This is a genomic window from Ruegeria sp. CDSC052 (assembly GCF_059610685.1).
Genome location: NZ_JBXWOB010000006.1, coordinates 37,488 through 58,755, shown reverse-complemented (window position 1 = coordinate 58,755; position 21,268 = coordinate 37,488). Strand labels below are relative to the sequence as shown.

Here is a 21,268-nt window from a genome sequence, read left to right as displayed (position 1 = left end):
GTCAGACCCGGTGATAGGGACCGCCCGACAGGATGGTTGCGGCCCGATAAAGTTGCTCGGCCAGCATCACACGGACCAGCATGTGGGGCCAGACCATGGACCCGAAAGAGATGGAGAAATCCGCTTCGGCGCGCAGATCAGGGGCTATTCCGTCGGCACCGCCAATGATCAGCGCCAGATCCTGCCGCCCCGCATCGCGCCAACCGCCCAGCTTTTGGGCAAAATCGGGCGAGGACATCACCCGCCCCCGTTCATCAAGCGTGCAGATTACGGTGCCTTTGGGCAGCGCCTTGCGCAGCAATGTGGCCTCGGCCCCAATCCCTGCGTTTTTCTTGTCTTCGACCTCGATCACCCGCGCAGGCCCAAGGCCCAGCGCGCGGCCGGTCCGATCAAATCGGGTCAGGTAATCATCAAGCAGGGACTTTTCGGGTTCGGCGCGCAATCGCCCGACCGCAACTATGCTGATCCGCATATCTCTCTCGCCGCCGACCCGTTAATGCAGGCCGGGATAGCGCCTCAGTTCGCCGAGGCGCTGCCGCCCGCAGGCTGCCACATCTTTTCCAGCTGATAGAATTCACGCACTTCGGGGCGGAAGATATGAACGACCACGTCGCCCGTATCGATCAGCACCCAGTCGCCAGCATCCTTGCCTTCGACCTTCGAGGTGAATCCGAATTCCTGCTTGATGCGATCCGTCAGCTTTTCCGCCATGGCCGAGACCTGACGGGTCGACCGACCCGAGGCAATGACCATGTGATCCGCGACGGACGACTTGCCCTGCAGGTTGATCTGCACGACGTCTTCGGCCTTGTCATCGGAAAGTGAGGAAAGGATACGTTCAAGCAGCTTGTCGCTGATTGACTGAGAGTGGGCCATCATATTGGCCCCATCTTCGGCGGGCAAACCCGCCTGAGTGTGTAGAGACAGGACATAGTCCTCCTTTGCTGCGCGCCATGATATCCCGGCGCCGGGGTACTAATAAGGTAGCAAGGAGATTGCAACATTTCAATGAACACAGACCAAAGGATCGCAACGATTGCTTACTCTGTGGCAAGCTGTTGCGCATCGGCGTCGTCGTTCAGCAGGCGAACCTCACGCTGCGGGAATGGGATCGAGATGCCTTCAGCCTTGAATGCGTCCCACAGCGCCAGATAGACATTGCCCCGTATATTGGTCAGCCCTTTGGTCGGATCGCTGATCCAGAATCGCAGCACGTAATCCACGCTGCTGTCGCCGAACCCGGTGATATGGCAGACCGCGTCATGCCCGCTGCCACTGAGCACTCGCTCGACAGATTTAACCGCATGGATGGCCGTTGCCCGCACATTATGGGGGTCATCCGTGTAACTTGTGCCAAATGTCAGATCCAGCCGCACGAACCGGTCCGAATGCGACCAGTTCACCACCTGATTGGTGATCAAATCCTCGTTCGGGATCAGGTATTCGCGCCCATCCCGCGTGACCACCGAGACATAGCGCGCGCCCAGCGCGTTGATCCAGCCGAACGTGTCGCCCAGCGAAATCACATCGCCCGGTTTGATCGACCGATCCATCAGGATGATGATGCCCGAGATCAGATTCGACACCACTTTCTGCAAACCAAAGCCGATGCCGACGCCAATGGCCCCCGACAACAGCGCAATACCCGTCAAGTCAAAGCCCAGCGTCCGAATGGCGGCCATGAAGACGGCGCCATAGATGACGACCTGTAATCCCTTGGCCAACAAGACCTGCATTGACGGCGAGATATCGTCATTGCGTTTGAGGCCACGTTCAGCAGCACCGGTGCCAAGACGGGCCAGCGTCAACAACACGCCAATCAGCAAAAGCGCCTTGAGGATACCCAACGCCGAGAGGTGCAGATCCCCGATCGAGATCGCCACCCCATCCAGAAACCCGGCGACGTCATCGGTCAAGTTCAGCGCAATCAGCGTCGCATAGGCCCACATTGCCCATTTGAAAATTCGCCGCAGCGTCCGGTTTCGCACCAGACGGGCCACTAGCGCAATCGCCAGCCAGGCGGTCGCCAAAGTTGCTACCACCCCGATGATATAGCTGCGCGATGGCCAGGTGATCTGCTGCATCACCAGATACAGCATCCAGGACAGCGTGACGAAATAGACAAGCGTCAGACGTTGCATCAGCTGGATCAGCGTGCGCAACCGCCATTTGGGCCAACCAGAGCGGGCACGGGCCCAGGCCTCCCATCGGCCCTGCGTAACCAGCTTCAACACATAGGCCAGCGCCCAGAGACCCAGGATGATGACCAGCTGATGTTGACGCCAGCCCGGTGTAATGACCAGATCGACCAGTCTATCGAATTGTAGGGAAAAGGCCTCGATCATGGTCTGATACAGATCAGACAGCGAACTGGGTATCAGGTCTGGGTTCATGCACGTCTCCTGCTTGCCAACTTGGACAGCGTTGACGCATGATGCAAGCCCGCCGCAGGATTGCGCCTTGATTGACGGACTGACGCGATATATCTGATGCGCATGAGACTCAATCTGACCCCAGCACCTACGTTGCAAGACCGCACGCGACTGCGTGAACGGTTCTTTGGGGCCGCCCGCACGGTTCTGGCCCGCCTATAAGCGGCGTCCAGCCACTCGCCAGCTAAATCTCAATACATACGGGAGAGGACCGATGTCCCCCAAAACACTCTATGACAAGATCTGGGATGCCCATGTCGCGCACGAAGCCGATGATGGCACCTGCCTGCTGTATATCGACCGCCATCTGGTCCACGAAGTGACCAGCCCGCAGGCCTTTGAAGGGCTGCGCATGGCCGGCCGCCCGGTACGCGCACCGGAAAAGACCATCGCGGTACCGGATCACAACGTGCCCACCACGCCGGATCGCGTGAACGGCATCGAAAACCCCGAATCGCGCATTCAGGTCGAGGCACTGGACAAGAACGCCAAGGATTTCGGCATTCACTATTACCCGGTGAATGACGTTCGCCAGGGCATCGTGCATATCGTCGGACCCGAACAGGGTTGGACCCTGCCCGGCATGACTGTTGTTTGCGGCGACAGCCACACCGCCACCCACGGTGCGTTTGGTGCGCTGGCCCACGGCATCGGCACGTCCGAGGTTGAACACGTTCTGGCCACTCAGACCCTGATCCAGAAGAAATCCAAGAACATGAAGGTGGAAATCACCGGCACACTGCAGCCGGGCGTGACCGCCAAGGATATCACTCTGGCCGTGATCGGCGAGACCGGCACTGCTGGTGGCACCGGCTATGTCATCGAATATTGCGGCGAAGCGATCCGCAATCTGTCGATGGAAGGCCGCATGACCGTCTGCAACATGGCCATCGAAGGCGGCGCCCGCGCCGGCCTGATCGCCCCGGATGAGACCACGTTCGAATATGTCAAAGGCCGCCCACACGCACCGAAAGGGGCCCAGTGGGAAGCGGCGATGGACTGGTGGAAAACGCTGTTCACTGACGAAGACGCGCATTTCGACAAGGTCATCACCCTGCGCGGCGAAGACATCGCACCGGTCGTCACCTGGGGCACCAGCCCCGAGGACGTGCTGCCGATCACCGCAACCGTGCCACACCCCGAAGACTTTGAGGGCGGCAAGGTCGACGCGGCCCGCCGGTCGATCGAATATATGGGTCTGGAAGCCGGTCAGAAGCTCAGCGACGTCGAAATCGACACCGTCTTTATCGGGTCCTGCACGAACGGCCGCATCGAGGACCTGCGCGCCGCTGCCGAGATTCTGAAGGGCAAAAAGATCAAGGACGGGATGCGGGCGATGGTTGTACCCGGTTCAGGCCTTGTCCGCGCGCAGGCCGAGGAAGAAGGTCTGGCCGAGATCTTCAAAGAGGCCGGGTTCGAATGGCGTCTGGCGGGATGTTCCATGTGCCTTGCGATGAACCCCGACCAGTTGCAACCGGGCGAGCGCTGCGCCGCGACCTCGAACCGCAACTTCGAAGGCCGCCAGGGCCGCGGCGGGCGCACCCACCTGCTGAGCCCCGCAATGGCTGCCGCGGCGGCAATCACAGGACGGCTGACAGACGTCCGCGAGTTGATGTAAGCTGCCCTCGTAACTGGATATTTGAGGGATTTAAGACATGAGTGACTGGATCAAATGGCTCCTGATGGGGCTTCTGTCCATAGTGTTCGGCCTTTTTGTGCTGGGCGCGCCTGCAGTGGCGTCGATTGCCGTAACGGTGGTGACCGGCGTACTGCTGCTGATTTCAGGGGCATTGCAGGTGGTCGGTGGGTTCACCGTCGAGGGCACCGGCAACAAAATCCTGTCGCTTATTATGGGTGCGGTGATGCTGTTTCTGGGCTGGTCCTTCCTGGATCACCCGCTGCAGGGCACCGTGACGCTGGCGACGGTCTGCCTGATCCTGTTCATGGCAGGCGGTATCGCGCGGGTCATTTTGTCGTTCCAGATGAAAGGTACGCAGTATTTCTGGGCGACACTGATCTCGGGCGTGATGTCGATTGTTCTGGCGATGCTCATCTGGCGGTTCGCAGCAACCGATCCTGTCGTGCTGTTGCAACTGCTCGGCATCCTGCTGGGGATCGAGATGGTGTTCAACGGTCTGGGCCTGGTGTTCATGGCGCTCTTCATCAAAGACGCACCCAAAGGCGAAACAACTGAAGCGAAACAAGCTTAAACGCGGGGCATGGGCGCGGCTCTCCCCCGCAGGAGTGTAGACATGGAAAAGTTTGACAAAGTCCACGGGGTGGCCGCCCCGATGCCATTGATCAATATCGACACCGATATGATCATTCCGAAAGTGCACCTGAAAACGATCAAACGATCCGGCCTTGGCGTCGTACTGTTTGACGAGATGCGCTATCATGATCACGGCGGTGAGAATGAAGAGTTCATTCTGAACAAACCCGCTTATCGGCAAACCGAGATTCTGGTGGCCGGCGACAATTTCGGCTGCGGCTCATCGCGCGAACACGCGCCCTGGGCGATCAAGGATTTCGGCATCAAGGTTGTGATCTCGACCAGCTTTGCCGACATCTTCTTCAACAACTGCTTCAAGAACGGCATCCTGCCCATCGTGGTCGAGGAAGAACATCATGCGGTTCTGATGGAAGACGCGCATAGAGGCGAAAACGCCCGCATGACCGTGCATCTGGAAGATCAGCAGATCACCACATCCGATGGTGTCGTGATCGAATTCGAGGTGGATTCTCATCGTAAGCACTGCCTGCTGAACGGTCTGGACGATATTGGCCTGACGATGGAAAAAGACCATCACATCGAGAAGTTCGAGGATCATGCGGGCCAGGCACGCCCCTGGGTGTGATTCTGGGAACGAATCTGTTGATACTCAACTTTATGGGGACGCCACGGCGTCCCCATTCGCCTTCTTGGGGTTCTGAACGGCGAAACCACTACATATAGGTCTCGACTTGAAACACACGTCGGATTTGCGTCAAAAATGATGCAATCCCGCACCAGTTGCGCCATCATTTTGCCCAAAATTGAGTGTTTTCTGCCACCTGGCTTGAGCGAAATGTCGCTTATCGCCAATGTCGGCGGGTACAGGCACCCACCAAGGCAAAACATTGGTGAGAGATGACATCTGCTGCAACGGTAACGTGGCAGGCACAAGTTGGAATGAAGTCGGCAAAGAATCGGCTAATCCAGTTTGAAAGGGTTCGGATAGTGATTGCGCGCACAACAGGGGCGGCAATTCGGGGAATATTGGTTGCACTTTTGGTGCTGACACCCGCGTTGTACTTGCCCGTATCATCAACGAATGGGACCGAGATTGTCGTCTTTCTCGCCATTCTCGCGTTTTTCCTGACCTTCGCCGAATATAATTCGGCCTTCCCAAGCTTTATTGAATTTCGCGACGCACCACCGGTGAACCGCCTGCGCTTTGTTGGGCTGGTTTCGATGGTCGCTTTCCTGACGCTGATCTGCAAAAACGCCTATTCGCCGACAGAATTAACCTCAGGTTTTTATGTGATCGGGTTGGGCGTCGCCAATGTGGTCGATTTCCCCTATTCACCCGTGCGTCTGATCGTGTTGATGCTGCCTGTCAACGCAAGCGCGCCGCTGATCGAACTTGTTCGTATCGCTGCCAGTGTGGCCTATGTCGCAGCTATGGTCACAATCGCCAGTTTCTACTACGCGGTGAAAATGCGTGGTTGGCCCACCGGAAACGGAGCCTTCAACGTCTGGACAAATCTGCCGCTGTTCGATCCGACCAAGGGTGGCGATGTCGTGACCCGTCTGCAGCGTGATGGACGGTTGAACATCTCGATCGGCGTCCTGCTGCCGTTTGTAATCCCGGCTCTGATCAAGATCCTGACCGATTATGTGAGCCCGATCTCGCTGAACAGCCCCCAGACGCTGATCTGGACGTTGAGCGCTTGGGCCTTTCTGCCTGCTAGCATGATCATGCGAGGAATGGCGACACTGCGCATTGCAAACCTGATTGTCGAAAAACGCCGCGCCTATTCTACGACTGAATCAACACAGACCGCATGATTCGCATTTTTCTGCTGCTTTTGCTACCATTCGCGGCACAGGCAGAGACGATACGCATAGCCACCTTCAACACCGAACTCAGCCGTAAAGGACCGGGCATTCTGCTGCGCGATATCCGGCGCGGGGATGCACAGGTTCGCGCTGTGATGCGGGTGTTGTTGGAAACCCAACCCGATATCGTTGCCTTGCAGGGCATCGACTGGGATCTCAATGGCGAAACGCTGACCGCATTCGGTGAGGCGCTGCGCAACGAGGGACTGGACTATCCCTATCACTTTACCGCCAAGCCTAATTCAGGAATGGAAACCAGCCTGGATCTGGACGGGGACGGGCAGGCCAATGGACCAAGAGATTCCCAGGGCTATGGCGAGTTCACCGGTCAGGGCGGGCTGGCCATTCTGTCCCGGTTTCCCATAGGCCATGACGACATGCAGGATTTCTCGGGAGTACTGTGGCGCGACCTGCCGGGGGCTGATCTGCCGACGATCGATGGCACGCCATTTCCCTCTGAAGCCGCCCAGCGCATTCAGCGACTGTCCTCGGTGGCACATTGGATCGTACCAATCGAGTCCCCGATCGGCCACCTGAACCTGATGACATTTCACGCGACCCCGCCCGTTTTCGACGGACCCGAGGACCGGAACGGGTTGCGCAATCGTGACGAAATTCGCTTGTGGAACGCTGTGCTGGACGGTGCTCTAGGCCCTGCCCCACACGGGCCTTTCGTGATTGCTGGGGATGCAAATCTGGATCCCACGCGCGGGGAAGGCCGGAAAGAGGCTATCCAGGGCTTGCTGGCAGACCCGCGGTTGCAGGATGCAAAGCCTGCCACCCCCTCGGGGGCATTGGCCACGGTTGAGTGGAAAGCCGTCGGAGAAATGCGGGTAGATTACGTTCTGCCCTCGGCAGATCTACGCGTTGTGGATGCGGGCATCTTTTGGCCCGACACGGGCGCAGACCTGCGCGCAATCGCCGAACAGGCCAGCCGGCACCGGCTTGTCTGGGTGGACCTGGGACATCGCTAACGCTGGTCAGGCCCGGGCAGTTCTGACCAAAGTCGCTTTCTGCTTGGCTGTTTTCGGGATCGCAGAAGCCATCGCCGCGTCCAAGTCGGTCGTCTGAAATCCAGGAATAAGGTCGTCAAAGAATGCGCCGTCCAAACTATGCGGCAGATCCCATAGATAGCGCATCTCAACCAGATGTGGCGCCAACTTCCAGAAAGGCCGCAGTGCCTGAATCGGCCACCATTTCATGGGGCTGACGGCTATTTCGGCACCGGTCACCCGCGACAAGGATTGCGCAATATCCCGGCCGGTCAGGGTAAACCCGGCATAAGGAACCTCGCAGAACCGGGGAAGGTCCTGGCGGATATCAGCCAACGCAACGGCCGCTCGGGTGAGGTCGGGCAGATAGGCCCAGGCGTGTGGGATATCCGGGCGACCGGGATAAACCATCTTGCCGCGTGCCAAAGGCTTGATCATGACCTGATCGAACCAGTTCCCCGAGGCGCAAGTGTCAATGAAATCACCTGCCCTGAGAAGAATCGTTCTTACAGAGCATTTTCGATAGGCTTCTTCCATCTCAACCCGGATCCTGCCCAGGGGATTATGCGCCGCATGCGGTGTTGCACACGACCATGGCCCCGGCGTTTGCGCGCCAAAAACATAGACATTGCCGGGAAGGATCACAGTTGCACCGTGATCCGCTGCCGCATTGATCACGTCACGATGCAGTTCGGGGACTTGTCGCGCCCAGTCCGGATAGGCCGGATTCCAGGCATTGACGACAACATCCACCCCTTCGACAGATCGCTTCAGGTCCTGCGTCTTGCGATCAAAGCAGTGTACGGTCCAGCCCGCCTCGCGAAAAGCTATTGCGGCATTGCGTCCAAACCGACCCGTCGCACCCAGAATAAGGACTGTTCCCGTCATATAAGCCTCCTCTTGTCCATCTAATATGAGCCATTCAGTTCAATTCAGGAATTGCCGCCAAACGCAGAACGTGTATTCATTTTTGAATGGACAAATCTATCACCCACTCTGACTGGTCTCTGATCCAGAGCTTTCTGGCTGTAGCGGAAACCGGATCTTTGTCTGCCGCTGCCCGGCAGTTGAACCGCAGCCAGCCTACCCTGGGTCGCCAGATCCACGCACTTGAGGATGAGCTTGGCGTCTCGCTGTTTGACAGGCATGCGCGGGGCTTGAAGCTAAGCGAAGTTGGGGCGCAGCTTTTCCCGATGGCGCAACAGATGCACGTAGCCATGAACGCGTTCAGCCTGACGGCCGCAGGCCAGTCTCAGGAATTGGAAGGGTCGGTGCGCATCACCGCGTCGGTCTTTGCCTCTCATCACCTGCTGCCGCCGATTCTGGCCCAAATACGGGCAGCAGAACCCGCGATACAACTGGAACTGGTCGCCACCGATGCCACCGAGAACCTGCTCTACCGCGAGGCCGATATCGCAGTGCGGATGTTTCGGCCGGAACAGATGGACATTATCACGAAACATCTGGGGGAAATCAGACTGTGCTTTTGCGCAAGCCGGTCCTATCTGGATCGTGCCGGCCGCCCCAATTCTCCCGACGATCTGTTGAGCCATGACCTTGTCGGGTTTGATGCGAACGAGCAAATCATTATCGGCATGCGCGAAATGGGCTGGCCGGTGAACCGGGACAGCTTTGCCACACGCTGCGACTTTCAGACTGCCTATTGGGAACTGGTCCGCGCGGGCTGCGGTATCGGTTTTAGCGCCGTGAGAGTTGCCGAGGCCGACCCAGAGGTAGAGGTTTTGGACATAAACGTCGAAATCCCTGCGCTGCCGGTTTGGCTTGCCGCTCCGCAGGCGATGCGGCAAACGACACGAATCCGACGAGTCTGGGATATGTTGGCCGAAGGGATAAAGGCCGATCTCTGACTGATTCACACTATCCGTGACGTAGCAAGGGCACGGAAACTCGATTTCCCGTCCAGAACCTGCGTTTAGGCCGGTTCGTCTCATTGACCCGATGCGGCGCAGGCGCTAGGGCCTTTGCTGTCAAACGCAAGGAGATCCTTCATGTCCAACCCCTCGCTCCTCATCCTGCCCGGAGACGGAATTGGCCCCGAAGTCATGGCCGAAGTGCGCCGTATCATCGACTGGTTCGGTGCCAAGCGCGGCCTGGAATTCGACGTGAGCGAGGATCTGGTCGGCGGTGCCGCCTATGACGCCCATGGCAAACCGCTGTCGGACGAAACCATGGCCAAGGCGCAGGAGGCGGACGCAGTTCTGCTGGGTGCTGTTGGTGGACCCAAATACGACGATCTGGATTTCAGCCTCAAGCCCGAGCGCGGCTTGCTGCGGCTGCGCAAAGAGATGGACCTGTATTCGAACCTACGCCCGGCACAATGCTTTGACGCGCTGGCGGATTTCTCGTCTCTGAAGAAAGACATCGTTGCCGGTCTGGATATCATGATCGTGCGCGAGCTGACCTCGGGCGTCTATTTCGGTGAGCCGCGCGGCATCTTCGAGGAAGGCAATGAACGCGTCGGCATCAACACCCAGCGCTATACCGAATCCGAGATCGAACGCGCCGCACGCTCGGCTTTTGAGCTGGCGATGCGCCGGAACAAAAAACTGTGCTCGATGGAAAAGGCCAATGTCATGGAATCCGGCATTCTATGGCGCGAAGTCGTAAACCGGGTCGCTCAGGACTATCCCGAGGTCGAGCTGAGCCACATGTATGCCGACAATGGCGCGATGCAGCTGGTGCGTGCGCCCAAGCAGTTTGATGTGATCGTCACTGACAACCTGTTTGGTGACATCCTGTCGGACTGTGCCGCGATGCTGACCGGTTCACTGGGCATGCTGCCGTCCGCCTCCCTGGGCTCACCAATGGCCAATGGCCGCCCCAAGGCGATGTACGAGCCGGTCCACGGTTCCGCACCCGATATCGCCGGTCAGGGCAAGGCCAACCCCATCGCCTGTATCCTGAGCTTTGCCATGGCACTGCGCTACAGCTTCGATCAGGGGGCCGAGGCTGACCGTCTGGAAGCCGCGATCGAAAAAGTCCTGGCCGATGGTGTCCGCACCGGCGACCTGCTGGCCGACGAAGGGGTCACGCCGGTTTCCACCACGGAAATGGGCGACGCGATTCTGGCGGCGCTGGACGACAGCCTCTGATCAGAGGTCACAACCGAAAATAGAGGCGGCGCCAGATGCGCCGCCCATCTATAGCCGATGGCGTGGATCACTGGCACGCAGTCTGCACGGGCTCTTGCCACGGACGACGTTAGTCTGCTTTGAGCCCACTTTGATCGATGCAACGCGGTGCCCCAATGACGGCGACGTGCAGAAACCAGACTTTGTAAATTTACGAGAACGGCTCAAAAGAAATTGCCTTTCACCAAACGGCGAACATTCTGGGGTGTCGTCAGGCAAACTAACCGTTCGCAGTATTCCGACAGAATCTCTGTGCGGAACCCGGAATTGCGTTAAAGTTGCGTAAACAACGTTGGTTCCTCACTTTGAGACGAAATTATCCAAAGCAAGATTGAAAGAAAATAGAATGAAACGCCTGTTTCCATCTCTGCCGGAGAACGCGACACTTGGAAGTGTCTATCAAGCCTTTCCTGACAAGCTTTCTCCGCTTTGTGCGTACGAAAGCCTTGTGATGAGGGGAGAGAGCGAGCTATCGGTTGCCGAGCGTGAGTTAATCGCAGCCTACGTCTCGGGCTTGAATGCTTGTGCGTATTGCCATGGCGCACACATCGTTTTCGCCAAAGCCTACGGCATTGAGGTCGAGACAATCGAAGCACTGATGGAAGATCGCGATACGGCACCCGTCGAGGATCATCTCAAACCGTTACTGGCATACATTGAAAAGCTTACTGTCTCGCCATCACGAATGACGGAAGCCGACGCAAATGCAGTCTACGCGGCAGGCTGGTCGGAGAGAGCGTTGTTCGATGCTATCCAGGTCTGCGGTGTCTTTAATCTCGTGAACCGCTTCATAGAAGGAACAGGTGTCCAAAGTCCTGGCAACGATCCAAGGCAAGCGGATGAGGCCACATTAAACCGATACCGCAGTGACACCTTCTACACCGATTTCGGACGAGAGAACGGCCTCGACATCCGTTGAATTGACGTTGTTCTAACGTTCGAACCGCTACGAAAGGCTGGTCCGATAAAGCAGCAGAAGCGTCCTTATCTCCCGAGGTTAACCAATTCGTCGATACCAGTCGGCACCTTCAGTTAATTTGGTAGATCCATGTTCAAACCTCGATGATCCGTCCGGCTTTTCGTAGATAACCCATTTTCTGATAAGGTTTGGAGACTTGTGGGCTTTGTAAGGGGGAAGAGTTGCTAAAGTTTAACGCGGAGACAACGAGATTACTTGAAATCGCCTATCAGGGAGCAGAATTGACACGGCGACGACAGGCTTCATTTGATGCGCTGTGCCCTGCTCCCGGTGAAACTATTTTGGACATCGGATGTGGCAACGGGCTGTTAACAGCGGAGTTGGCTCGCGCAGTTGGCTCGGATGGTAATGTCATCGGGATCGACCCAAGTGCTGACATGACGGCAGCCGCAAGAGAGCGGTGCAGCGACTACGCAAACGTGGAGTTTCGTGCTGGGGCCGCAAATAGCTTGCCCATTGAGGACGAAAGCGCCGACAAGGCCGTCTCGGTCCAGGTCTTTGAGTACATCGACGATGTAGACGGTGCGCTGGCTGACACAATGCGCTGTATCAAGCCTGGCGGACGTCTCGTCATCAGCGATCTACACTTTGGCAGCTTGATTTGGTTCAGCGACGAGCCCGGCAGAATGCAAAAGATGCTGACATCCTGGAACCGGCACTTCGTGAGTGGTTCCGTCCCGGAAAGGCTGCCTGCACTGATAAAAGCTCGCTGCGACCACGTGGAAGATGTCTTGTCGTTCACAATGACAGATCACCAGCTAAAACCTGATGGCCTCGCAATCATGATGATGCACCTCATGAAGCAATATGCTGTCGCAAATGACCATGTTGATCCCGCTGTTGCGCAATCGTGGTTCGACGAGCAGTTCGGCCTTGCAAAGGTTGGACGCTTCTTTTTTTCGATGACCCAATTTATCGTCGTGGCGCGTAAAAGGGATTGATAGACCGAAATGACTTGGCCTCGGTTCTTCCACTGACTCGCTGAAAGGGGCAGTTCAAGAGCCCCCCTCAGGTGTGGCGGTCGTCGTGATTGGTGCTGCAATCTTTTGTCCGTACTTAATTGTCGCCGTTGATGCCCCAAGGAGGGTCAAGACGTGCAGCCATTGATCAGGCGTTCGAACGACCGCAGCGATATCGTCGGCCAGAGGTTAGAGGCTTCGTTAAGTTCTTCGCACCTCGATACGCTGCAATCTACAAGTAGTGATCGATTAAAAAAGAACTGATGCTATACTTTTTGAAACGCGGACAAGCTCTTTTGCATTTAAACGAGTTCAGCGGACAAAGAGAGCGCCGGTTTAAACCATTCCTCTCCGCACAGGGGTTTCAGGACGTTTCAATCGGAAGGCTTTGATCGGCGCTCCACTCAGCCCAGGAACCATCATAGAGGCGCGACTTGTCGAACCCCATGTGGCGAAGCGCAAGGAGACCGCAGGAGGCGGCAATACCGCGACCGCAATACGCGATAACCTCGTCGTCGGTTTGAATTCCCTTGTCCTGATAGTGCTGAAGGAGGCGGAGGCGATCCGCCAACCTGAATGAGCCTCGTTCCTGTAGTTTTGCTGTCCGCTCAGCAATAGGTGTGTGTGCCAAAACCGGATCGATGTTCGATATCGCCGGTATGTTAACTGCACCAGGGATATGTCCCGAGCGACCTCCCCAAGTGTGAACACCGTCGCCTCGGAAGAGGTCGTTTGGCAGAAAGTCCACAACTCTGACCTCAGGCTTACCTATCGCGTCCAGAACGTCAGTTTTGCTGGCAATCCAATTGCTCTGCACCTTGGGAGCGAAGTCGCCAGGCTCAACGGATGGATCACCAGCTTCAACCGGTCGACCTTCCAGTTTCCATTGCTGCAAACCGCCATCCAAAACCTGCACATTTTCATGGCCATAGTGCGAAAGCGCCCACCAAAGACGTGCAGAAGCCAAGGGCAGCCCAGAGTCATCGTAAACCACGACATGACTGTCATTGGATACACCCAACTCGCGCATCTTTTTCCCGAAATCCTCAGGTCCGAGCATCATATCGGGAATGTTCTGAGTGCTGTCCGCAAGCTCCGTCGACATACCAACATACACGGCGCCAGGAATGTGCTCAGCTTGGAACTCGCTCCTGTCGTCGTAGGCCACACCCTTGCCGTTTTCCTCCCTAAACTTCCAGCGAACATCAATGATGCGCAGTTTCGGGTCGGTCAGGTTATCTGCCAACCAAGTCGTATCAATGAGTGGGCGAGTATGTGTTGCCATCTCTACGTTCTCCTCTAACCGGACGTCGGTCGAGCCGTATGGAATAATCCTCAAAATTGGCTTCGGAGTCCAATTTTGGAAGATCGGGATCTGGCGGAGCCACTATGGTCGGAATTAGATTTCGATGAACGTATTGCCTATCGGAAGCAATTTAAGCTGAAATTACGGCACCTTGTTAAGTCGATTTCCTTTGACTCACTCATAGTTAAGCATGCTCATATAGCTCGCTGACGGACAGGTTTGGAACAGACAGTGGAAGGTTTGGATGCTCGAAGATCGGTACGGAAGCCCGCTAACGACAACATCACAAACCGCACGTGACGCCCATGTTGAAGGCATCGACCGTTTCCTCGGCGCCTTTGACGATGTCGAAGGGGCATACCGCGCCGCATTGCACGCAGATGACAGTTTCGCAATGCCCCATGTTGGCCTTGCGCGCTATCTCGTTACTGTCGGGCGCGGACAAGATGCAAAGCGCGAAATAGCCGCCGCAAAGGAACTGTCGCATGGCGTCAGCCCGCGAGAAGCCGCACAGATCGACATTATCAGCGATCTCATTGAGGGGCGTGCACCGCAGGCCTATAGGCGCATTCGAGATCACGTCGCAGACCATCCGCGAGATATTTTGCTGGCTCAGACATGTACCAGCGTATTTGGCTTAATCGGATTTTCAGGTCAGGCAGGACGCGAGGCAGAGCAGCTTGCGTACTCCACACCGCGGCGCTCCACCTCATCTCCCACACTATGTTGGCGTCTTCTAGCTACCACCCTTAGTCTCCGCTGTGACAAAAATTGATTTTCCTGAGCCTGAGCGACGCCGATTATGAGTGATCAGATCTTGGGCGAACGCAGAACTATGGATTCAATAGATCAGGATGGATAGTCTTCGGTGTAGGGGAGAACGGGAGTGGAACGCCGCCTTACCACTATCTTGAGTATTGACGTCGTGGGCTACTCGCGACTGATGGAACGCGATGAGGCAGCGACGCTGGCTGCACTAAAGTCGCATCGGTTGGAACTCATTGACCCCTTTGCAGCGAGTTTTGTTGGCAAGACGATCAAGTTGATGGGTGATGGTGCGCTGCTGGAGTTCGAAAGCACCGTACAAGCAATGAAATTTGCCGTTTCTGTTCAAAACGAAATGATATCTCGAAATTCGGACGTTCCAGAAAGCGAAAGAATTGTGTTTCGGATCGGCATAAACATCGGAGATGTGATTGCCGAGGATGGAGACATTTATGGTGATGGCGTCAACGTCGCTGCCCGCCTTGAAGGTTTGGCCGAGCCCGGAGGCATTTGCATTCACCGCAGCGTAAGGGACCAGGTGCAGGACAAGCTGGATCTGAATTTCAAGGATCTGGGTGAGACCGAAGTCAAGAACATAGAGAGACCAGTCCGAGCATTCGAAGTCATTCTGGATGACAAGGCCAAAGCTTTGGCTATTTCAGAGCCAATTGCGCATACGAAACCACCGATATTCAAGTGGGCGCCAACGCTTGTCGGTGCAGTATGCATCTGTTTGGTGCTGGTTGCGGTCATATGGTGGCGATCCAGAGAAGTGGCACCCCTGGCCGAACAAGAAGAGTTGGTGCTTGCCATCCCGGACGTTCCTTCCATTGTCGTTTTGCCTTTTGAGAACCGCTCAACGGTTGAAGAGATCGGCTATCTGGCAGAAGGCTTTGGAACAGCAATAACAACGCAGCTGTCGAAGTTTCCGCAGCTATTTGTGATCGCTGGTTCGACTTCGATTAGCTTTGCCGACAGTTTGGTCAAACCGCGAGAAGTAGGCCGAGAGCTCGGTGTACGATATGTTTTGTCAGGCGGCGTTCAGAGCGTTGGCGAGAATATTTCAATTAATTCTACGCTCATAGAGACGGAGTCTGGGCACGCTCTATGGTCGGAACAATATGACGTTGGGATCGAAGAATTGTTTGTGGCACAGGCCGACCTTGTTAGGGAAATCGTATCAACCCTGAAAATAGTAGTAGAAGAAGAGGAAATCGCGTCGTTGAAGAAACGACCGACTGATGACCCACAAGCATATGAACTTTTTCTGAAAGCTGTCGCGAAGAGCAAGCTGTTGAACACTGCAAGTCGGCAACAGGCAATTGACCTGCTGGAGCGAGCTATAGTTCTCGATCCAGACTACCTTTCTGCCCATATCGAACTGAGCGGTCGCTATCTTAGCCTCTGGCGCTTTGGAGGTTCAGACGATCCAGAGACTGCGCTGAACAACGCTCGTCAGCACACCGAGCGCGCGTTAGAACTGGATCAAACTGACTATCGCGTTCAACATCGCTTGGGACAGCTACATTTATTTGCAGACCACGATCACCAACTCGCATACGAGGCGTTTCAGCGCGCAACTCGGGAGAACCCAAATGACCCGGAGGTTTTGTATGACATGGGCTTTTTGCGCTCGCTTATGGGTGAGCCAGCCGAAGCGATTGAGTGGAACATCAAGGCAAAGAGGGTCAACCCGCGTTATCCCGGCTGGTACAATTTTAATGCTGCACTTTCTCATTTCCTAATCAGGGACTACGAACAGGCAATTCTGCTGGCAAAAACCGGTATCTCAACCTATCCAAAGTCGCTTCCTCCGCGCCGCATTTTGGTCGCAACACTCGCAGAAATGGGACGTCTAGAAGATGCACAGGTTGAAGCAAAGAAATTGCTCGAAATCCGGCCGGACTTCCGTGTTTCTGCACACAGAAACACACCCTTTATGCATAAAGAGGACCAGAATCGGTATTTTGGTGCAATGATTGCAGGTGGGTTGCCTGAATAGCATAGTTTTCGGAAACCTGAATACTGTCGTCATGCGCAGTGATCAATAATTGAATTGATCCCAGACAATGGCAATTCGAGCCTCATCTGTCGAATGCAGCGAGTTTCACTAATGACAACGAAGCGCGGAAAGCGGAAGTTAGCAGCGGGTTGTGCCAAAGCCGTCCATGCCGGCGCGAGCCGATTTGTGCTATGATCACGGCTGAGGAAATCAAAAGCCGAGTCTTCGATTGATCACCACGCACCAAGGGAGTTTCAATGAAAAAGATGTCTTTCAGGCTGATACCCAACCCAAACGACATGGTGGCCTCGGATTTCACCGATCCTGGCTCCTTCACGACCAGTGATACGAACGAAAGAAACTGGTTCAAGTTTGCAAACGACGACGAGACTATTCTCTCGGGCGTCTGGGAATGCCCACCCTGTCGTGAAGAGATCGATGCTTATCCGGTACATGAAATGATGACCGTGATTTCTGGGTCCGTAACACTGACGCATCCTGACGGAGTCGCCGAGACCTTCACGGCTGGCGATACGTTTTTCATCAAAAAAGGGAGCAGGTTGATCTGGGAGATCACAGAAAAATTGCGGAAGTGCTACATGATCGCCTCCTAGGAAGTTCGTATTGCGAAGCGATCCCTGCGATCAACCTATGATAAAAACAGACTCGGAACATACATTCTCCGGTTGCTGCACGAATAGTAGCTATGGGTTGCGAACGGTGTCCTAGAGCCCTGAGCGGGCTTCGTAATCAGCCAGTTGGAGTGAAGAGCCGCATCTACTATTGTCAAAGCATGTCGAGCAAGGGACAACAATTGCAACGAAAGTTGGCGGCAATACTGGCCGCGGATGTCGTTGGGTATTCGGCGCTCATGCACAAAGATGAGCACGCTACACTTCTAATGCTTGATCACCTGGAAAGTGACATCGTCACCCCAACAATAGCGGGCCAATCAGGTCGGGTCGTGAAGAGCATGGGTGATGGTTGGTTGGCGCGATTTGACAGCGCGGCGCAAGCTGTGACCGCAGCAATGCAGCTACAAGAGCAGTTGGCCGAACACTCGTTAATGAACATGCGGATCGGTGTTCATGTGGGTGACATCACAGAAAAAGGTGACGACATTTTGGGTGATGGTGTAAACATTGCCGCGCGCCTTGAGAGAATTGCGCCAACCGGTGGCATCGCTATTTCTGAACCCGTACACTTGAACATTGAACACACTCTGGCAGACGCGTTTAAAGCTGTAGGGAAGAAGAAGCTCAAGAACATCGAGCGCAGCCTGGATGTGTGGATTCACGATGGACCGCACCAGGGCGCATCGCAAAGCTCGCATTCTTTCACAGAGACCAGCTTGCCAAAGCTCTCCATCCATCCTGTGACGTGCAGCGACCAACGCACTGAACTAAAGGAAATGGCCGCAGCTCTCACTTCAGATTTCGGTTCTTATTTTCGAACGATCAACTGGTTAAACGCGGCGATATCCTCCACGGAGCCACCAGAGGGATATACGCTTCGCGGCATGCTGCGTGGACACGGTGACCGATTGCGTTTGGAAGCCCGCTTAAATGACCCTTCAGGTTCTGAAATCTGGACTCAGAAGTTCGACGGTTTGGTCGAGGCTATCTTCGATTGGCAGGACGAGGTCGTAGAAAAGCTGTTGGATGCCGTTAGTGGGATCTTGATCCAGTCTGAGACCGCAAAACTCTCCGCATTGCCAGAAGACGAACTGACCGCCGAGGAGTGCGTCCTGATGGGCATGATCGCTTGGTCGGATGCCGGTATCGACAGTTACGAAGAGACGTTGGCATATCACGCCAGGGCCATTGAGGCTAAACCAACCCTCGCTGCCGCCTATGCTGAAGCAATTTGGACAATGAATGGCGCGAGAACCTATGATCTTCGTCGCGAGCTGTCACCCTACTATGAGAAACTGCCACGCTGGATCGAGGCCGGACGACACATGGCAGGGCAGAGCCCGACGCTTGATTTGAGTGTTGCCGTGGCTGATTACAATGTGGATGGGGATGCGGATCGACTTTCCGTGGCGCTTGAGCAAATCCGGCAAAGAGCGCCATTAGATGCCCGCCTGCATTTGTTTATGGGTTGGGGATACAACTGGGCCGGGTTTCCTAAAATGGCATTGAGTTGCTTTCAGACGGCGCTTCGGTTGGGCCGATATGGAGCCGTTTTCGTGGGTGCTTCCGGAGGTGCCGCCACCTCTTGCGTAATGCTTGGTCGAGACCATGATGCTATCGCCTTTGCAGAAGCAGGTCTGCGCTTCTCAAAAAACTATGCCGCGCTCCACAGCACGAGGGCCGCTGCTCACGCAATGCTTGGGGAACCTGAGAAAGCGTCTGCGGCTTTGGCGCAAATGCTGCAAATGGAGCCTAGTGAAACGATTTCGAAGTGGCGTAGCAACGTGGACTATGGCGGCTCTGAAGGCGCTAAACGCTACTTTGAGGCACTTCGCCGGGCAGGGTTGCCAGAATAGCGGTGCCGGAACCAAGTCGCGCTGACAAATCCGGCAGCTTGATCGCGCATCTTGGTAACTGCAAAGCACGGATTTGAATGTCCGCTTCGGGCTGCGACAAGCCAATCGAACGGATTGCAGATAATGGTGACTCTGGGCTCATTTCAGAAGTGTACTTTTGCAGATGCTCGTGCTGAACGTCCAATCGATGCTGTGGACGAGGCGGCCCTGTTGAATCTACTGTCTTTGCAGTATCGATGGAGTGGGGCGGGTTATGGCGACATTTGTATTGATCCACGGAGCGTGGCAAGGGGGATGGTGCTGGGCTCGCGTAGCCGCCCTTCTGCGCAAGGAGGGCCACGACGTTTTCATCCCGACACTGACAGGGTTGGGTGAACGTGCTCACCTCGTGAGTGACGAAACCGATCTGGCCATGCATATCGAGGATGTCCTGGGGGTAATCAGGTGCGAAGAACTCTCTGACATTGTTTTGTGTGGTCATAGCTATGGCGGCATGGTTGTCACCGGAGTGGCGGATAGAGCGCCCGACCACATTCGCTCGCTTGTGTACCTCGATGCGCTCGTGCCGGACGATGGGCAGGCGGCCTTGGACGTTTTGCCTACGGATATCGCGGCAGGGCTTCGTGATAGTGCTGTCGATGGCAAAGTCGCGCCGGGCCCAGCGGAGGCTTTTTCGGTGAATGGAGCAGACTGTGCGTGGGTGGACCGCCGAAATGTCGCCCAACCAATCAAGACATTTGAGCAACCGATTCAACTGGTGAGCGGCGGAGCCAAGGTGTTAAAGCGGACCTACATCTATGCCACCGGCTGGGTCCCAGGGCTTGGCCAACCGTTTTTTGAGCGATACCAGCATCAGTCGGGGTGGACAGCAATTTCGGTGCCATTCGGGCACTACGTGATGATCGATAGGCCTGAAGACTTGGTCCGAATTCTAATGTCCGCAATTTGAACGTGGCCGTCGATTCTTGCACGAGTGGGCAGACAGCGAAATCGCCCGTATAAGAATGGTTATTGCTTCCTTCCCGATTGTCCTACTTCAACCACCGCTTCGGGGAAGATGTTGCACATCAATACGTCAACCAGGAGGTCTCGCACCATTAAATTTTTAGCGGCTTGTTGATTTGAGCTAAGTGGATTCCACGTACCGTCATACAGCTCAGTCGAGATTGACTGGCTACAACAGATGTGCGGATTTTAGTGCCTCCATAACGTATTGCCGAACCGCAGCGACCTGCGGAGCGGCCAAGCGTTCAAGGCGGCAAAGTAAATTCAGGGGAACTGGTTCGGTAGACCATTCAGGAAGAAGGCGCACGAGGTTGCCAGCGCGTTCATCCTGTTGCGCCAGCAATGTGGGCAGCATGGCAACTGCATGCCCCGTTAAAACTGCTGTAATTGCGAGCTCCATCGTATTGACTCGCAAGCCGACGGGCGGCGCAACGGCCTCACTTTGACCTGCTTCGTTCTTGAATAGCCATTTGCCTGATTCTTGTGTGCGCAAAACGCATGACACCGAGAGTAAATCAGCAGGCTGGTTGACGGTTCTCATCCGCTCCAATAGCAGCGGGCTCGCGTAAGGTGCCCGCTGCGCTGGCGGTAAGGCTGCCGAGATGAACCGTCCTTTATCTGCGGGGCCGGTCCTGAATGCCAGATCGATGTCTTCTGTCGCAAAATCCGACCTGGAATCGTCTGCATGAAGCTCAAGTTCGACATTTGGATAGCGGGATTGAAGCCCAGTCAGGAGCGGGACAAATACGGTGCCAAGCAGGCTATTGGGGCCCGAGACCGACACTCGACCAGCAATCTTCCCGCCTCTGGCGAAGCCAAGCTCTGCCTCTGCCTCAAGCGCTGCGTCAACAGGCCCCGTGCAGATCTCGAATATTCTGCGCCCGGCTGAGGTCGGGGTCACCGCCCGACCTGACCGGTCCAGCAATACCAGCCCCAATTCAGCTTCGAACAGCGCAAGCTTCTGACTGATCGATGATTTCGTGGTGTTCAACTCTGCCGCTGCTGCACTCATCGAGCCAGCACGAACAGTAGCGACCAGGGCCTTAGCGCAGGAATAGAATCTATCGTTCATAATTACGAACA

At 55.7% G+C, this 21,268-nt stretch carries 21 protein-coding genes; 14 read left to right on the top strand and 7 right to left on the bottom strand.

What is annotated here, in order from left to right:
* Position 1: 1 nt before the first annotated feature.
* The 3 genes from rlmH to AC2FIM_RS11660 all read right to left on the bottom strand — a co-directional run bounded on the left by rlmH (position 2) and on the right by AC2FIM_RS11660 (position 2,393).
* A complete protein-coding gene (gene rlmH, locus AC2FIM_RS11670; RefSeq protein WP_496678540.1) occupies positions 2 to 472 on the bottom strand; it encodes a 23S rRNA (pseudouridine(1915)-N(3))-methyltransferase RlmH in 471 nt (156 codons plus the stop codon).
* Positions 473 to 516: 44 nt separating this feature from the next.
* Positions 517 to 879, bottom strand: coding sequence for a ribosome silencing factor (rsfS, locus tag AC2FIM_RS11665; RefSeq protein ID WP_142638376.1), 363 nt, complete (start codon positions 877 to 879; stop codon positions 517 to 519).
* A gap of 161 nt (positions 880 to 1,040) precedes the next feature.
* Positions 1,041 to 2,393 carry a mechanosensitive ion channel family protein gene (locus AC2FIM_RS11660; protein WP_496678537.1) on the bottom strand — a complete coding sequence of 451 codons (1,353 nt, stop codon included), beginning with the start codon at positions 2,391 to 2,393 and terminating at the stop codon, positions 1,041 to 1,043.
* A gap of 102 nt (positions 2,394 to 2,495) precedes the next feature.
* Here AC2FIM_RS11660 and AC2FIM_RS11655 point away from each other — a divergent pair, with 102 nt between their 5' ends.
* From AC2FIM_RS11655 to AC2FIM_RS11630, 6 genes are all read left to right on the top strand, one after another.
* Positions 2,496 to 2,594 (top strand): isopropylmalate isomerase, encoded by a 99-nt coding sequence (locus AC2FIM_RS11655; protein WP_271950909.1) that lies wholly within the window; start codon positions 2,496 to 2,498, stop codon positions 2,592 to 2,594.
* Between the two features lie 52 nt (positions 2,595 to 2,646).
* The gene (gene leuC, locus AC2FIM_RS11650; protein WP_281973548.1) at positions 2,647 to 4,050 is read left to right on the top strand and encodes a 3-isopropylmalate dehydratase large subunit; all 1,404 of its coding nucleotides are present in this window, start codon (positions 2,647 to 2,649) and stop codon (positions 4,048 to 4,050) included.
* A 37-nt stretch (positions 4,051 to 4,087) separates the two neighbouring features.
* On the top strand, positions 4,088 to 4,642 hold the full coding sequence (locus AC2FIM_RS11645; RefSeq protein WP_271950915.1) for an HdeD family acid-resistance protein: 555 nt from the start codon (positions 4,088 to 4,090) through the stop codon (positions 4,640 to 4,642).
* Positions 4,643 to 4,684: 42 nt separating this feature from the next.
* Positions 4,685 to 5,290: a 3-isopropylmalate dehydratase small subunit gene (leuD, locus tag AC2FIM_RS11640; RefSeq protein ID WP_142638386.1), complete on the top strand. Its 606-nt coding sequence runs from the start codon at positions 4,685 to 4,687 to the stop codon at positions 5,288 to 5,290.
* A 362-nt stretch (positions 5,291 to 5,652) separates the two neighbouring features.
* On the top strand, positions 5,653 to 6,483 hold the full coding sequence (locus AC2FIM_RS11635) for a hypothetical protein (RefSeq protein WP_142638388.1): 831 nt from the start codon (positions 5,653 to 5,655) through the stop codon (positions 6,481 to 6,483).
* Complete coding sequence (locus AC2FIM_RS11630) at positions 6,480 to 7,508, top strand: endonuclease/exonuclease/phosphatase family protein (RefSeq protein ID WP_496708200.1); 1,029 nt, start codon at positions 6,480 to 6,482, stop codon at positions 7,506 to 7,508. Before AC2FIM_RS11635 ends, AC2FIM_RS11630 begins: the two co-directional genes overlap by 4 nt.
* Before the next feature lie 6 nt (positions 7,509 to 7,514).
* Here the strand turns inward: AC2FIM_RS11630 and AC2FIM_RS11625 are convergent, their stop codons facing one another.
* Positions 7,515 to 8,414, bottom strand: coding sequence for a sugar nucleotide-binding protein (locus tag AC2FIM_RS11625; protein WP_142638392.1), 900 nt, complete (start codon positions 8,412 to 8,414; stop codon positions 7,515 to 7,517).
* Positions 8,415 to 8,500: 86 nt separating this feature from the next.
* Between AC2FIM_RS11625 and AC2FIM_RS11620 the strand changes: the two genes are divergently transcribed.
* From AC2FIM_RS11620 to AC2FIM_RS11605, 4 genes are all read left to right on the top strand, one after another.
* Positions 8,501 to 9,394 (top strand): LysR family transcriptional regulator, encoded by an 894-nt coding sequence (locus tag AC2FIM_RS11620; RefSeq protein WP_142638394.1) that lies wholly within the window; start codon positions 8,501 to 8,503, stop codon positions 9,392 to 9,394.
* 141 nt (positions 9,395 to 9,535) lie between these two features.
* Positions 9,536 to 10,639, top strand: a complete 1,104-nt coding sequence (leuB, locus tag AC2FIM_RS11615; RefSeq protein WP_142638396.1) for a 3-isopropylmalate dehydrogenase — start codon at positions 9,536 to 9,538, stop codon at positions 10,637 to 10,639.
* A gap of 385 nt (positions 10,640 to 11,024) precedes the next feature.
* Positions 11,025 to 11,597 (top strand): carboxymuconolactone decarboxylase family protein, encoded by a 573-nt coding sequence (locus AC2FIM_RS11610; protein WP_496678528.1) that lies wholly within the window; start codon positions 11,025 to 11,027, stop codon positions 11,595 to 11,597.
* A 221-nt stretch (positions 11,598 to 11,818) separates the two neighbouring features.
* Positions 11,819 to 12,598 (top strand): methyltransferase domain-containing protein, encoded by a 780-nt coding sequence (locus tag AC2FIM_RS11605; protein ID WP_496678526.1) that lies wholly within the window; start codon positions 11,819 to 11,821, stop codon positions 12,596 to 12,598.
* A 382-nt stretch (positions 12,599 to 12,980) separates the two neighbouring features.
* On the opposite strand, the gene AC2FIM_RS11600 is transcribed toward AC2FIM_RS11605, so the two are convergent.
* Together AC2FIM_RS11600 and AC2FIM_RS11595 are read right to left on the bottom strand one after the other, a co-directional pair.
* The gene (locus AC2FIM_RS11600; RefSeq protein WP_496708201.1) at positions 12,981 to 13,901 is read right to left on the bottom strand and encodes a sulfurtransferase; all 921 of its coding nucleotides are present in this window, start codon (positions 13,899 to 13,901) and stop codon (positions 12,981 to 12,983) included.
* A 304-nt stretch (positions 13,902 to 14,205) separates the two neighbouring features.
* Positions 14,206 to 14,409 (bottom strand): hypothetical protein, encoded by a 204-nt coding sequence (locus AC2FIM_RS11595; protein WP_496679552.1) that lies wholly within the window; start codon positions 14,407 to 14,409, stop codon positions 14,206 to 14,208.
* A gap of 399 nt (positions 14,410 to 14,808) precedes the next feature.
* Here AC2FIM_RS11595 and AC2FIM_RS11590 point away from each other — a divergent pair, with 399 nt between their 5' ends.
* The 4 genes from AC2FIM_RS11590 (at position 14,809) to AC2FIM_RS11575 (ending at position 20,129) form a co-directional block, all read left to right on the top strand.
* The gene (locus AC2FIM_RS11590) at positions 14,809 to 16,689 is read left to right on the top strand and encodes an adenylate/guanylate cyclase domain-containing protein (RefSeq protein ID WP_496679550.1); all 1,881 of its coding nucleotides are present in this window, start codon (positions 14,809 to 14,811) and stop codon (positions 16,687 to 16,689) included.
* 257 nt (positions 16,690 to 16,946) lie between these two features.
* On the top strand, positions 16,947 to 17,303 hold the full coding sequence (locus AC2FIM_RS11585; RefSeq protein ID WP_496679545.1) for a cupin domain-containing protein: 357 nt from the start codon (positions 16,947 to 16,949) through the stop codon (positions 17,301 to 17,303).
* Positions 17,304 to 17,482: 179 nt separating this feature from the next.
* Positions 17,483 to 19,180: an adenylate/guanylate cyclase domain-containing protein gene (locus AC2FIM_RS11580; RefSeq protein WP_496708203.1), complete on the top strand. Its 1,698-nt coding sequence runs from the start codon at positions 17,483 to 17,485 to the stop codon at positions 19,178 to 19,180.
* A gap of 253 nt (positions 19,181 to 19,433) precedes the next feature.
* Positions 19,434 to 20,129, top strand: coding sequence for an alpha/beta fold hydrolase (locus tag AC2FIM_RS11575; RefSeq protein ID WP_496679540.1), 696 nt, complete (start codon positions 19,434 to 19,436; stop codon positions 20,127 to 20,129).
* 225 nt (positions 20,130 to 20,354) lie between these two features.
* On the opposite strand, the gene AC2FIM_RS11570 is transcribed toward AC2FIM_RS11575, so the two are convergent.
* Complete coding sequence (locus tag AC2FIM_RS11570; protein ID WP_496679537.1) at positions 20,355 to 21,257, bottom strand: LysR family transcriptional regulator; 903 nt, start codon at positions 21,255 to 21,257, stop codon at positions 20,355 to 20,357.
* Between the last annotated feature and the right edge of the window lie 11 nt (positions 21,258 to 21,268).